The organism is Lewinella sp. W8 (genome assembly GCF_004375085.3).
Classification (GTDB): Bacteria; Bacteroidota; Bacteroidia; order Chitinophagales; family Saprospiraceae; genus Neolewinella.
Map to the genome: position 1 here is coordinate 87,685 of NZ_SNAQ03000023.1, position 13,188 is coordinate 100,872.

Below are 13,188 nucleotides of genomic sequence, written 5' to 3' on the forward strand. Positions count from 1 at the left end.
CTGTGGCTAAACCAGCGAAATGCTTATTACCAAGATGGTGCTGCCTATTTACCCTTTTAGTGGTTTTGGCCTCTGAATCAGTACTTTCACAAGGCCTGAACTCTTACTCGATTGATTTACCAGACATCAGGAATGCCAGTTTTACCTATTCTGACGAACGAGGCTTTCTCTACATCGCTGGCTCCAACGGTCTCTTCCGTTTCAACGGTCGCACCACCCGCCAACTGGTCATCCGAGATCCCAGTCAGGATTCTATTCTCCACTCTCAAAACATACAATCTAGCCTTTTCCCGGCCGCCGACGGCGGCCTGTGGTTCACTACCTATGAGGCCCTGCATCGGTATGATCCTGAAGTAGAGGAATTTCGGACTTATCAATACACGGAGAATAAACCGCATGCAAACAGCCGAGTCTTTCGGGAAGGCTACCGTGCTATCCTCCTCTCCAATAACAAGGATACGCTTTGGTTGAAGGCTAAGGACCAACTCCTCGGCTTTGATCTCCTCCGTCAGCGGTTCGTCGGCCCAGGGCCGGTTACCCGCGGTAACTTTTTCGCTACAGGTAGCGGTGCAAACGGTGAACCACTGTTCATTGGTCTGCCGTGGAACTATGGGAAGGGGATTGACCTTATCTCTAGGAAAAATAAAAGGTGGACAGTAAAAGCCGTTCCTGATTCTACCCGATTCTACCACGGTGTCGCGACAGGATCGGGCGAATTTTACCTCGGCGGCACTTATGGATTGTACCGGTATAGAACCGGGAATAGTGATCAGTCCGGGATCGCCAAAGTCCTTGCTCCCAGTCTTCCTAACCATAGTCTAACTCACCTTACCTATGATAGCCTGCGGCGTAAACTGATTTTATATTATCCCGATTACGGCTACTTAGCCTACAATCCGGTAGCTGGTGAAGTTGTCCAACTTCGCCCACCAAATGGAAAACAGTTTGGTGCTGCCTGGCTAGCGCCGGGAGGCTCGCATTGGCTAACTTCTACTGAAGGCTACGATGTAGTAATGCCCGAAAGCCCTCTCAAAGATGCCTGGGTGTCGCTTCCGTACGATTACTGCGTCACGGAGGGAGGTGGTGGGCATACCTGTCGAACTCAAAATGGAACTTTTCGGGAGGTTGGTGAGATTTTTGATCCAGTTGTAGAGGATACTCACACGAACTTATCTGCATCTACTGAACCCACGGATATACGCAGTACTATCGGAATGCCTGACAAAAAAGAATTCTTCGCCGATCAGTCGGGCCGTATTTACCAAATGGGGAATGAGGCCCTTTACGTTCTGAATAAACCGCGACAAAAAATTAGTACCTTCCACTTTGCGCGAGGTCTTGGCCGGGGTATTGCCGACTTCGGCGAAGACAGAATTATAGCGGTTACGGAGGGTAGGGTAGGGTGGATGACGATTGAGAACGATACCGTTCGTATTCGTCAGTCCGACCATGGGCTAGGCTTTCCCGAAGGTGCGCAGTATACTTTCCTCCGGCGGCTGAACGAAAGAACCATAGCGGTGGCCTCCCGGAGTACCGGCTTCTACATTGGTCAATTAACTCAGGGAGAGTTGCGGCTGACGGATTCGATCCACGTAGGCGTCGAGGTCTTTGACCTGGTCTTTGATCCAGAAGGGGAGGTCTACTATCTGGGCTCGGCAACCGGGCTGTGGCGCTATCAAAACGGCCGGTTGGCCCGTATCGAACTGAGTGATAATGGGGATGACGTACTCCAGGTTTGGGCACTAAGCATAGACCAGCAGGGTATACTCTGGTTGGGCACCTCAGCGGGTCTGTTCTCACACCTTGACGGACAAACAAGGCGGTATACTGAACTTGACGGCCTCCCGGCCGGAGAAATCTTTGAGCCTTTTCCCGTCATTGCGCAAATCGACGGCAGTCTGCTATTTACTACTTCTAATGGTGTACTGCGGGTGAACCCCACCGAGTTACAGCCAGATAACACGCCAGCGAGGCCGTACATCAGTCAATTATGGATTAACGGAGCGGAGTCCGATAGGAAAATACAAATGGAGAGAGATAATCGCCTTGATCTCGACTATTATCAGAACGACGTCCAGGTTCGGCTAAGCACGGCCTCAGGAGCGACTCCTTGGGAGACCTATCGGTTAAAAGTCCGGCTTACCGGTGACTATGACTTTTCCCAAACGGTGGGCAATGATGCTCCTTTGCGGCTTCCCGGTCTCCGCTGGGGACACTATACACTGACCGTTGGGGCGATTAACCATAACGGGGTTACCGTCGGAAAGTCGACCTATCAATTAGTCATTGATCCACCGTTCTACTTACGCTGGTGGTTCATCCTACTTACGATGCTCACGCTTTCCAGCGTCCTTTACTTAGTCCATTACATGCTCGTTCGGCGTGCCTTGGCGCGTGAGGTCCGCCGCCGGGAGCTGCAGGAACATCTCGCCTTGGAGCGAGACCGGATTGCCGAAGAGGTACATGACGACCTCGGTGGGCAGTTGTCTTCCATCATGTTTTTGGCGCAGTCATTAGCCCTTAGCGCTACTGAAAAGAAAGGAGTGAGCCAGGAAATTCAGCGCATCGGTGAACTGGCCAGAGGCGCGATACTGAACGTGCGGGACATTATCTACACCCTGGACGCCAGTCGTTCTTCCTTGCGGGATTTGTATGACCAGTTCGAGTTTATCGGGCGGGAAACTTTCGCGGGTTTACCCATCGACTTTAAAGGAGTCGTCAATTTGCCGCCTGTGGTCAGAGAACTATCCAGTAAAGAAAAACGAAACCTTACATTGTTGGTGAAGGAAAGTTTTAACAACATAATAAAGCACGCGGGAGCTAGCGGAGTGGTTTTATGTTTAACGGCCCGCGGATCAGGTGATTACACTCTTTCTATTCAGGACGATGGCGTTGGCATGGCGGCTACCAAGCAAAATAGCGACGATCGTGGGGTTAAATTCGGGCTGCGGAATATGCAGCGAAAGTGCGAAGAAATCGGAGCAAACCTACGCATTGAGCATGTTGCGCCTTCTGGAACCAGAATTGTCATTAATTATCCTAAATCTGAACAGGAGTCATGATCAAAGTTAGCATCATTGAAGATCAAGAAGATATCGTAAAGAAGATCGTTAGTAATATTCACTCCAGTGATGGTTTTTCCGTTGTCGGCTCTTACGCCTACGGGGAAACGGCTGTACGCGTCGTGCCCTACGATGGTACCGAAGTCGTGTTGCTCGATCTCGGGCTAGCCGGAGAAATACAGGGAATCGAAGCAATGATTAAAATGATGGCGGCCAACCCTAACCTAAGGTTTCTCGTGTTTACCGTCTTTGACGACAACGAGAAGCTTTTTGATGCGTTGCGGTATGGAGCCTCCGGTTACATCCTCAAGCAGGACGGTATTTTAGGTGTAATCTCTTCCCTCCGTGAATTGATTGCAGGTGGAGCACCAATGAGTCGGCGTATCGCTCAAAGAGTGCTTTCCAGCTTTCGGCAGCCGTCCCATAAACAGAAAGTAATGGAGCAACTTACCAAAAAGCAGAACGAGGTGTTGTCGTTGGCCGCTCAGGGATTACTCAATAAAGAAATCGCCGCTCAAATGGGCGTTGCACTGGATACCGTTAAGTCTCATATGTACGCCATCTTCAAAAAGCTTCACGTTAATAACCGGGTGGAAGCGATGCGGATTTATTTAGATAAATGAGCGCTTAGAGGTAAACTTGTGGATACCGTAAATGGCAAATTACCTGCAAATCGTCCACGATCAGTACGTCACAGAATTTCTTATCCCCCTCCTCTAGTCAAAACTTGGCCCGGATGTAATCTAACAACTGGATCTTCACGATTCGCCAAATATCCTGCGAGTGGTTAAGCTGTAGTTGGTGCGCCAGTTCGTGGATAACAACGTAGCAGAATACGAAGGGAGCCGCCTAAAATTAACTGCTATTCGATGGACACGGACCACTTCGGCGTACAGGGTCACCAGATACCGCTCATCTGAACAACTCTCAATTGGCGGAGCGTGACCCTGAGGCGATCAGAGTAATGCGCTACAAGCGCACCGATGCGCTTGTTAGCGCGGGCTTTTTATGCTCGGGAAATGAGTACACGACATAATTCATTGCAAATACTGTAAATTTCAATAATTATAGGTGGTAATGTTTCTGCCCCAAAAAGCAGGAATGCTGGTCGATTCTTTGTCGGAGCGAACACCATTACCCAAAGCGCTAAGCATAGATTTCATGGAATGGCAAATTAGTCATCCCCCACTACTCCCTCAATCCATCCACCAACAATCAATCCCGTCCGTTACCATATGGAAGAGCAGGCCGACGCCAATGATGCGCAACGGCCGGTAAAAAAGCATGAGGGCGTAGGCGACCATGGCGTAGGAGGTGTGCAGGGGGTGAAAGCCGATGCTGCAGCGGTCGGGGTCGAAGAGAGGGGTGGCCAGCAGGTGATCCAGATCGACGAGCATTGTCGCGATCATGAGTAGCCAGGCCCGCTTCCAGTCGTCACGAAAAAAGGTGTAGGCGATCAGCCCCGGAGCCAGAAAATGGAGGGAGTAGTGAACGACGGGCCGCAGGAGGTCCGGGTCAATCATGGTCCGTACTTTTCTGGGGAACCAGCACCGCGAGCCGCTGCGGAAATACTTCCGCCCGCACCGGACCGTAGCCCAGCCATTCTCCGTCGGCCTCCAGCTCCAGCTTTCCCTCGGTGGGGGTGGCGGTGAGGGCGTGGGTGGTGGTCGTCGTCACGCCGGGCACCCGGCCGATGGTGGTGGTGTAGAAGCGCCAGGAATGGAGCAGGATTTTCCAGATGGGCAGGCGGCGGGCGTAGGTCAGGGCGAAGTCTCCCCGCTGGGGATCGGCCTGAGGCACCAGGGACATGCCGCCACCGGAGTAGCGCCCCAGGCCGAGGTTGATCGTGTGGACGGGGCAGGTTGCCTGCCCCTCGTCCCAGGCCAGCTTCACGGTGGGCGCGAGGTATTCACCGAGGTAGGCCAGCGTCAGGACGGGATAGAGAAGTCGGCGTTTAAATTGGCTTTTCTCCGCCCGGCGCACCACCTCGGCGTCGTAGGCCATGCCGGCCACGTTGAGGAAGTAGCGCTGCTGCGGCATCCCTCCGCCGAAGGCCTGGCTGCGGTAATGCAGCACCCCGACCGTGTGGCGGATCGTCCGCGCGGAGGACAACATACCGAGCCAGTCGGAGAGCCGCCGCGGCACGCCCAGCGTGCGCACCCAGTCGTTGCCCGACCCCGTGGGCAGCGGCAGGTACACCAGATCTTCGGGTAGTCCGGCGGCGACCAGGCCGTTGAGGATGTCGTGGTGGGTGCCGTCTCCGCCCACGCCCACGATGCGCCGGCGACCACTACGGACGGCCCGCTCGGCCAGGTCCGTAAGGCTGACTTCGGGGGAGCTCATCTCCCAGCTCAGGCCGGGAAGCGCCCGCTCGATTTGGGGCAGGTGGAGGGCCCACCAGCGCCGGGCGCGGCCCCGGGCCGCGGCGGGGTTTACCAGAAAATGCCAGGGTAAATTGTCCTTCATCGGTTTCCAAAGGTCGAGTATCGGAGAGAATTCGTCGTAAGTCGGTGCGAAAATCCACTGAATTTTCCATTTTTGTCCTCCCGTCTCGGTTAAGGACAACCGACAACGTCGCTTTAGTAAGCCAACCCAACACTATGCCCCCATTAATCAATCTGGAATCCGTCCGCAAAGTCTACGGAGAGAAAGTAGCCGCCAACGACGTCAGTTTTGCCATGCCGCCCGACGCCATCCTCGGGCTGCTGGGTCCGAACGGTGCCGGAAAGACCACCCTCATCCGGATGATCACCACGATCACCGCACCCGATTCCGGGCAGATTTATTTCCGCGGAGAACCGCTCAGCGGCTACCACCCCACCCAGATCGGATACCTGCCCGAAGAACGGGGGCTGTACAAGAAAATGTACGTCGGGGAGCAACTCCTCTACCTTGCCCGCCTGAAGGGCATGGAGAAGAACGATGCGGAGACCAAGGCCCGCGAATGGCTGGCCAAATTCGAACTGGAAGACCAGTGGGACAAAAAAGTCGAGGAACTCAGTAAGGGCATGCAGCAGCAGGTGCAGTTCATCGCTACCGTGCTGCATAGCCCCCGACTGCTGATCCTCGACGAGCCCTTCAGCGGCCTGGACCCCGTCAATACCACCCGGATGCGGAAGGAAATCCTGCGGCTGCACGAAGCGGGTACGGGGATAATCTTCAGCACCCACCGCATGGAGCAGGTGGAAGAGCTCTGCGAATACATCGTCCTGATCAACCACGGCAATAAAATTCTGGAGGGTAAGGTCAGCGAGATTCGCCGGCAGTTTCAGGACAACCGTTTCCGACTGGAATACGACGGCCCGCTGCCGCCGGACCTGCTGGAGCGCTACGCCACCACGGACGCCACGCCGTCCACCATCGACCTGCAGCTTCGGGAAGACCAGCGAGCCAACGACCTGCTGCGGTACCTGCTCGATCACGACGTCCACATCATCGGGTTCCGCGAGCTCCTGCCCAGCCTGAACGAAGTATTCATCAAACAGGTGGCCCAGGTGCAACCCGACCTGAGCCCGACCTGATGGCCCCACCTACTTCCTTTGCACCTGCCCTCCGGGGCCCACTCCACTCCTTCATCACCCCACCATCACCCACCCCATGAAAAATCTCTGGCTCGTCATCAAGCGGGAATACCTCACCCGCGTTCGTCGCCGGGCGTTCATCCTGGCCACCCTGCTCACGCCCCTCGGCCTGGCGGTCTTCATTGCCGTGGTGCAGTTCATCTTCAGCTACGAAAACGACGAGGTACGCCGCATCGCCGTGGTGGATCAGGGCCAGGTATTCTCCGGCCAAATCCCCGACGAAAAGGGGCTGTACTTCCGCTTTGAGGACCAGCCGGTGGACAGCCTTAAGGCCCGGGCCGGAGAGGAGGACGGCTACAACGCCATCCTGGTGATTCCGGAGGTCAAAAACCCGAAGTCGCAGGATTTCCGCGTACAGTTCTATAGCGACGAGCCACTTTCCCTGGACACCGAGCTGGCCATCGAGCGGCGGGTGGAAAAGGCCATGCGTGCCTACAAAATCAAGACCCTGGGGCTCGACGAAAGCGCCCTCAAATCTCTGAACACCGACGTGGCCATCCGCTCCCAGAAAATCACCGTGGAGGAAGGCGAAAAGGCCGACAACAGCATGGCGGGCATCGTCGGGGCCGGCATCGGCATGGTGATGGGTTTCATGATGTACCTCTCCATCTTCATCTACGGCATGATGGTGATGCGCTCGGTGATGGAAGAAAAAATGAACCGCATCGTGGAGGTGGTGATCTCCTCGGTGCGCCCCACTACCCTACTGCTGGGAAAAATCATCGGCGTCGGGGCCGTGGGCCTCACCCAGGTCCTGGCCTGGATGGTCCTAATTCCGGCCACCGTCTTCCTGGTTACCCTCTTCTTTGGCTTTGATCCCGAGGCGGCCCAACAGGCCTCGGCGGCCAATCCGGACATCGACCCCGAAGAGATGCAGAGCCTCGTCGAACGGGCCATCGCGGGCGTGATGGAGATGAACTGGTGGGTCATCATCCCCTGCTTCATCATCTACTTCCTCGGGGGCTACTTTATGTACGCCGCCCTCTTTGCCGCCGTCGGTTCGGCCATGGGCGACGACCTCGGCGAGGGGCAGTCGCTGACCATTCCCATCACCATCCCCGTCATCCTGGCCCTGTACATCATGATGGCGGCCATGCAGGCGCCCAACTCCAGTCTGGCGGTGGGCTCCAGCTTCATTCCCCTCTTTGCGCCCATCGTCATGCCGGCCCGACTACCCTTCGAACCGCCCGCCTGGCAGATCATCGGCAGCCTCGTCATCGTGATCGCCTTTGCCGCGGCCATGGTCTGGCTGGCCGGCCGCATCTACCGCGTAGGCATCCTGAATTACGGCAAAAAGAGTTCGCTTAAGGACATGGCCCGCTGGCTGTTCTCAAAGTATTAGGAACCCCTCACGACAACTTGGGCAACGGAGTGCCGGTGCCAGGTTCTACGGAAAAAAGCAGTGGTTTCAGGTTATTGTGATTGAGGAACCCAGACAAGGAGGCAGCCGGTCCTCCTAGCTGTCTCACCACGACACCTCGGAGCAGCTCGCTGCGCTCGACAGCTACGAGGAGCGCGGCAAGGTCTTACACATGCATCGCCGAGGGAGGCGGCATCCGGACACTTTGGGAAAGCCCCTCAGATCGCACCTCGAAGTGCATCGACCTGACGCAGTCGGCCGATTCCTTTGAGGGTGCAAGGGAACCCTAATCAACCAGGACAAATAGATCATTCCGGGAAGCACCCTCAAAGGTACTGAGTACGCTTCGAGGTGCCGCGGAGATTTTGGGGCACCTCCTTTTAGTTCGGTTCAGTCAGCGGAGCGCGGCAAGGAGCAAGCCCTATACTACAACCGCCGCTCCCGGATCAATCCCTACGTTCAGCACCTTAATGACCACGGAGACGGTCGTCTCCGCCGCCATGCTCGGCCGCAGGGCCTCGGTGATGGCCTCCATCACGGCATCGTACTCACCCGTGAGCTGGGTGGACAGTCCGTTGGTCGCGACGGTCACCCCCGAAAAACTACGCAACCGATGGATGAAATCAATGATGGGCTGCTCGTAATCGGAGATCAGGGGGTACATGCTCAGCTCGGCCGATGCGGTCATAATTTTTTTTCCGCGAAGCTACTACACATCGTCGGTCAGCAGGTGAGGGTTCGACCCCAACAGCGTGTCAACGCGACTCAACAATTCATGCACGAAACAAGGTGTCGTAAATTTTGCAAAAAACAGGATATAATCTTGAATTCAACCCTTTAACCCCATATTTATTCGACTATTTCCCCTATTTTACTGAAAGCATACGTCCCAAATTCTTCCCCACCATCCGATTTACAAAAAGCATGGCGTTATCCAGCGAGATCTGGATAGGGCTACTTCATTCATCTAACCCGAATATCCATAACCCAATCACTATGCATAGAAAGCACTACTTGATGGCGTTTCGAGCGCTGATTTTTTTACTTTGCCTTGGTAGCGGTTTTTCCCTCTCCGCCCAAAGCGACTGCACCCTGAGCGGAGGGGACTTGTCCTCCGTAGAAGGAAGTTCCTATATCCCGGTATGTCTGGACGACGGTGACGACGCCCTAACCGACGTTATCCGTACCGGATTCGTGGGGGGGACGAGCCAGTATTTCTTCACCAATACGGCTGGTTTCATTCAGGAGATTCCTACCTCTGGCCCACCCTTTGATTTCCGGGGCACCGGTACCGGAGAAATCGTTATCTGGAGTGTTTCCTATTCCGGAACCCTGACCGACGCCAACATCGGCGACAACATTTGTGCGGCGGGTGCCGACGGCTGCTTCAGCCTGTCCAACCCCCTGATCGTAAACCGCAAGGCGGGGGAAGGCTGTGACGCCTTCTGCGTCGCCGACGGCGGCACCCTGACCCTCACCGACGGTGGCGGCGACAGCCAGGATCTCTGCATTGTGGAGGGTTCCAGCCCCGCCATTGACGTTACCCTGGAAGGCCCCATTCGTGGTGACAGCGCGACCTTCCTCATTACCGACAACAACGGCAACATTCTGGCCATTCCTCCCGGAGCGGGTCCTTTCGACCTCAGCGGTGCCGGTTCCGGCACTTGCCTGATCTGGCACCTTGCCTACGACGAAGACCTTACGGGGCTAGCAGTAGGTAACAACCCCGCTGATTTTGACGGTTGTTTCTCCCTGTCCAACCCCATTACCGTAAACCGGGAGGCGGTAGACGGTGGCACCATCAGCCTGGATGATGGATCCGATTCCGCCACGATCTGTGCCGGTGACGGCATCCCCGACCCCCTGAACGTGAACGTAGAGGGATCCGAAGGCGCCAACGCCGCCTGGGTGATCACCGACGACAGCCTCAACATCCTGGCCCTGCCCGCCGAGCCGCCCTTCGACCTGGATGAAGCCGGTGGTGGCACCTGCCTGATCTGGTACCTGCGCTTCGCCGACGGACTGATGGGTGCGGAAGTCGGCGCCAACGCCGCCGACCTGGCCGGATGCTTTGACCTCTCCAACCCCATCACCGTCGTCCGCAACGACCCCGATGGCGGAACGATCAGCTTTACCGGTATGGATTCCGACACCGTCAGCATCTGCGCCGGTGATGGGGTCGCCGATCCGCTGGACGTTAGCCTTGAGGGCGCCGTAGGCGACAATATGGCCTGGGTGATCACCGATGACAGCCTCAACATTTTGGCCCTGCCCGATGGTCCTCCCTTCGACCTGGAAGGCGCCGGTGGCGGTACCTGCCTGATCTGGCACCTCAGCTTCTTCGACCTGGACGGTGCCGCCGTGGGCGCCAATGCCGCCGACCTCATGGGGTGCTTCGACCTGTCCAACCCCCTGACCGTTATTCGCGAGGGCGTTGACGGGGGCACCATCGCTCTGGCCGACGGCAGTGACGCGACGAGCATCTGCGCCGGCGACGGCGTGGCCGATCCGCTGGACGTCACCCTGGACGGCGCCGAAGGCGCCAACATGGCCTGGGTGATCACCGACGACAGCCTTAACATCCTGGCCCTGCCCGATGGTCCTCCCTTTGACCTCGATGAAGCCGGTCCCGGTACCTGCCTGATCTGGCACCTCAGCTTCGCCGACGGCCTCGAAGGAGCCGCCGTGGGCGCCAACGCCGCCGACCTCATGGGATGCTTCGACCTCTCGAACCCCATCACCGTGGAGCGGACCAGCGCCGAAGGCGGAATGATCAGCTTCACCGGGATGGACTCCGACACCGTCAGCATCTGTGCCGGCGATGGTGTGGATGACCCGCTGGACGTTACCCTGGAAGGCGCCGAGGGCGCCAATATGGCCTGGGTGATTACCGACGACAGCCTCAACATCCTGGCCCTGCCCGATGGTCCTCCCTTTAACCTGGAGGGCGCCGGTGGCGGCACCTGCCTGATCTGGCACCTGAGCTTCGCCGACGGCCTCGAAGGAGCCGCCGTGGGCGCCAACGCCGCCGATCTGATGGGATGCTTCGACCTGTCCAATCCGCTGACCGTCATCCGCGACGGCGTCAATGGAGGAACCATCGCCCTGGCCGGCGGAGGTGACGTGACGAGCATTTGCGCCGGCGACGGCGAACCCGATCCGCTGGAGGTTACCCTCGACGGCGCCGAGGGCGCCAATATGGTCTGGGTGATTACCGACGACAGCCTCAACATCCTTGACCTGCCCGCCGGGCCTCCCTTCGACCTCGAAAACGCCGGACCCGGCACCTGCCTGATCTGGCACCTCAGCTTCGCCGACGGATTGGAAGGGGCCGGCGTAGGATCAAATGCCGCTGACCTCATGGGATGCTTCGACCTGTCGAACCCCATCACCGTCGTCAGAACCAGTGCCGAAGGCGGAACGATCAGCTTCACCGGGATGGACTCCGACACCGTCAGCATCTGCGCCGGTGATGGCGTGGCCGATCCGCTGGACGTGACCCTGGAAGGCGCCGAAGGCGCTAACATGGCCTGGGTGATTACCGACGACAGTCTCAACATCCTGGCCCTGCCGGACGGCCCTCCCTTCGACCTCGATGAAGCCGGTCCCGGCACCTGCCTGATCTGGCACCTCAGTTTCGCCGACGGACTCCAGGGAGCCGCCGTGGGCGCCAACGCCGGTGACCTGGCCGGTTGTTTTGACCTGTCCAATCCGTTGACCGTAGTGCGGGAAAGTCCGGACGGAGGCTCCATTACCTTCGTGGACTTCGAAACGGACACCGTAACCATCTGCGTCGGCGACATGCAGTCCGATTCCCTGGCCGTTGACCTCATGGACGCTACCGGCTCCAATATGGCCTGGGTCATCACCGACGATAGCCTCAACATCCTCGACCTGCCCGCCGGACCTCCCTTTGATCTTGAGGGCGCCGGTGAAGGCACCTGCCTGATTTGGCACCTGAGCTTCGCCGACGGACTCCAGGGAGCCGCCGTGGGCGCCAATGCCGCCGACCTGATGGGATGCTTTGACCTGTCCAATCCACTGACCGTCATCCGGGATTCGGGAGACAGTTGCGTTGCCAGTGGCATCCTGGGTAACATCGTCATCAATGAAGTCGAGGCCAGCGGAATGATCGAATTGCGTAACCTCTCCCAGCGCGTCATCAACTTCAATGACCTGTACCTGGGAGGAAACGGCAGTTTCGTCCGCATCGGGGACCTTGACCTTGACTGTGGAGACCTGCTCGCCAAGCCCGGTGAACGGGTGAGCGTCAACCTGGGTACTTTCCTCAATCCCGAAGCCGATGAGCTGGCGCTCATCCGTGGGGAAGATTACTCCGACGCCAGTAACCTGTTCTCCTACGTCGCCTGGGGCGACGGACCACGGGACGGCCAGGATATGGCCATCTCCGCCGGATTATGGAGTGCTGACATCAATTTGAATGGTCCCTCCCAAGACCTCTCCATCCAGCGGGTACCCGACGCCGAAGACATCATGTACGGACTCAGTATGCCAACGCCCTGTGCACCCAACGTGCTTTCGGTCGGGACGACGGACCGTCCGGCCGTAGATGCCTTCAGCCTCTACCCGAACCCCGTTGTTGGTGACTTCACGCTGGAGGTTTCCGGCATGCGCGCCAACGATACCCGTTTGCATATCCTGGACCTGAATGGCCGTCCGCTCATCGAGCAACGCCTCAATGCCGCTGATGGCCGCTTCCGGGTGTCTGCCGCGGACCTACCCGCCGGAACCTATCTCCTGCGGCTCACGAACGTAGCGGGGATATCCGTTACCCGTTTTGTGAAAAAGTAGTCCACGACCACTCCCCGGAGGTTTCAACCAAAGGGAAGTGTCCTGGATTCACTATACTCTAGTCATCAAAATTGATGGCGGCCCGTTCCCCACAAAGGGGGACGGGCTTTTTTAATTTATCACTTTCTCCTTCCAATCGACTATCAGGCCGGGCGGGGTATAGGACTTCAATGATTCAGTAGCGCCGGATTTATCCGGCGAAAGGTTTTTGACTCGGTCGGCGGACGTGGGGCGTTCAGTATTAATTTTCGCGACACCTCCTTTAAGTTTGGCTCTGTCTCCTTTTGACTCACATTCAAATTGGATAGATGCGTAAATGACGATGGCAGCCCTCATCGTCTGTGGAGCTGCCATCGTTACTTACGTATCGTTA

The 13,188-nt window shown here is 57.2% G+C and carries 8 protein-coding genes and 1 pseudogene; 5 read left to right on the plus strand and 4 right to left on the minus strand.

Going from position 1 to position 13,188, the window contains the following annotated elements; all coding sequences use genetic code 11:
- The first annotated feature begins 65 nt into the window (after positions 1-65).
- Positions 66-3,062, plus strand: a complete 2,997-nt coding sequence (locus tag E1J53_RS21155) for a histidine kinase (protein ID WP_173021590.1) — start codon at positions 66-68, stop codon at positions 3,060-3,062.
- On the plus strand, positions 3,059-3,685 hold the full coding sequence (locus E1J53_RS21160; RefSeq protein WP_134274377.1) for a response regulator transcription factor: 627 nt from the start codon (positions 3,059-3,061) through the stop codon (positions 3,683-3,685). Before E1J53_RS21155 ends, E1J53_RS21160 begins: the two co-directional genes overlap by 4 nt.
- 97 nt (positions 3,686-3,782) lie before the next feature.
- Here the strand turns inward: E1J53_RS21160 and E1J53_RS24745 are convergent.
- The 3 genes and pseudogenes from E1J53_RS24745 to E1J53_RS21175 all read right to left on the minus strand — a co-directional run.
- Positions 3,783-3,887 (minus strand): annotated as a pseudogene (locus tag E1J53_RS24745) (YgjP-like metallopeptidase domain-containing protein); the annotation flags it as partial.
- 371 nt (positions 3,888-4,258) lie between these two features.
- Positions 4,259-4,585 (minus strand): DUF6122 family protein, encoded by a 327-nt coding sequence (locus E1J53_RS21170; protein ID WP_134274376.1) that lies wholly within the window; start codon positions 4,583-4,585, stop codon positions 4,259-4,261.
- Positions 4,578-5,528, minus strand: coding sequence for a diacylglycerol kinase family protein (locus E1J53_RS21175; RefSeq protein ID WP_134274375.1), 951 nt, complete (start codon positions 5,526-5,528; stop codon positions 4,578-4,580). Before E1J53_RS21175 ends, E1J53_RS21170 begins: the two co-directional genes overlap by 8 nt.
- A 134-nt stretch (positions 5,529-5,662) precedes the next feature.
- On the opposite strand from E1J53_RS21175, the gene E1J53_RS21180 reads away from it, so the two are divergent.
- Together E1J53_RS21180 and E1J53_RS21185 are read left to right on the plus strand one after the other, a co-directional pair.
- Complete coding sequence (locus tag E1J53_RS21180; RefSeq protein WP_134274374.1) at positions 5,663-6,583, plus strand: ABC transporter ATP-binding protein; 921 nt, start codon at positions 5,663-5,665, stop codon at positions 6,581-6,583.
- 76 nt (positions 6,584-6,659) lie between these two features.
- On the plus strand, positions 6,660-7,985 hold the full coding sequence (locus tag E1J53_RS21185; protein WP_134274373.1) for an ABC transporter permease: 1,326 nt from the start codon (positions 6,660-6,662) through the stop codon (positions 7,983-7,985).
- A gap of 439 nt (positions 7,986-8,424) precedes the next feature.
- On the opposite strand, the gene E1J53_RS21190 is transcribed toward E1J53_RS21185, so the two are convergent.
- Positions 8,425-8,691: a YkoF family thiamine/hydroxymethylpyrimidine-binding protein gene (locus E1J53_RS21190; RefSeq protein ID WP_134274372.1), complete on the minus strand. Its 267-nt coding sequence runs from the start codon at positions 8,689-8,691 to the stop codon at positions 8,425-8,427.
- 308 nt (positions 8,692-8,999) lie between these two features.
- Between E1J53_RS21190 and E1J53_RS21195 the strand changes: the two genes are divergently transcribed.
- A complete protein-coding gene (locus E1J53_RS21195; protein ID WP_173021591.1) occupies positions 9,000-12,815 on the plus strand; it encodes a T9SS type A sorting domain-containing protein in 3,816 nt (1,271 codons plus the stop codon).
- Positions 12,816-13,188 lie beyond the last annotated feature (373 nt).

What these genes read in the sequence shown, in the direction of transcription:
- E1J53_RS21160 (WP_134274377.1), top strand. Translation starts at nt 3,059, where the DNA reads ATGATCAAAGTTAGCATCATTGAAGATCAAGAAGATATCGTAAAGAAG.
- E1J53_RS21170 (WP_134274376.1), bottom strand. Translation starts at nt 4,585, where the DNA reads ATGATTGACCCGGACCTCCTGCGGCCCGTCGTTCACTACTCCCTCCAT.
- E1J53_RS21175 (WP_134274375.1), bottom strand. Translation starts at nt 5,528, where the DNA reads ATGAAGGACAATTTACCCTGGCATTTTCTGGTAAACCCCGCCGCGGCC.
- E1J53_RS21180 (WP_134274374.1), top strand. Translation starts at nt 5,663, where the DNA reads ATGCCCCCATTAATCAATCTGGAATCCGTCCGCAAAGTCTACGGAGAG.
- E1J53_RS21185 (WP_134274373.1), top strand. Translation starts at nt 6,660, where the DNA reads ATGAAAAATCTCTGGCTCGTCATCAAGCGGGAATACCTCACCCGCGTT.
- E1J53_RS21190 (WP_134274372.1), bottom strand. Translation starts at nt 8,691, where the DNA reads ATGACCGCATCGGCCGAGCTGAGCATGTACCCCCTGATCTCCGATTAC.
- E1J53_RS21195 (WP_173021591.1), top strand. Translation starts at nt 9,000, where the DNA reads ATGCATAGAAAGCACTACTTGATGGCGTTTCGAGCGCTGATTTTTTTA.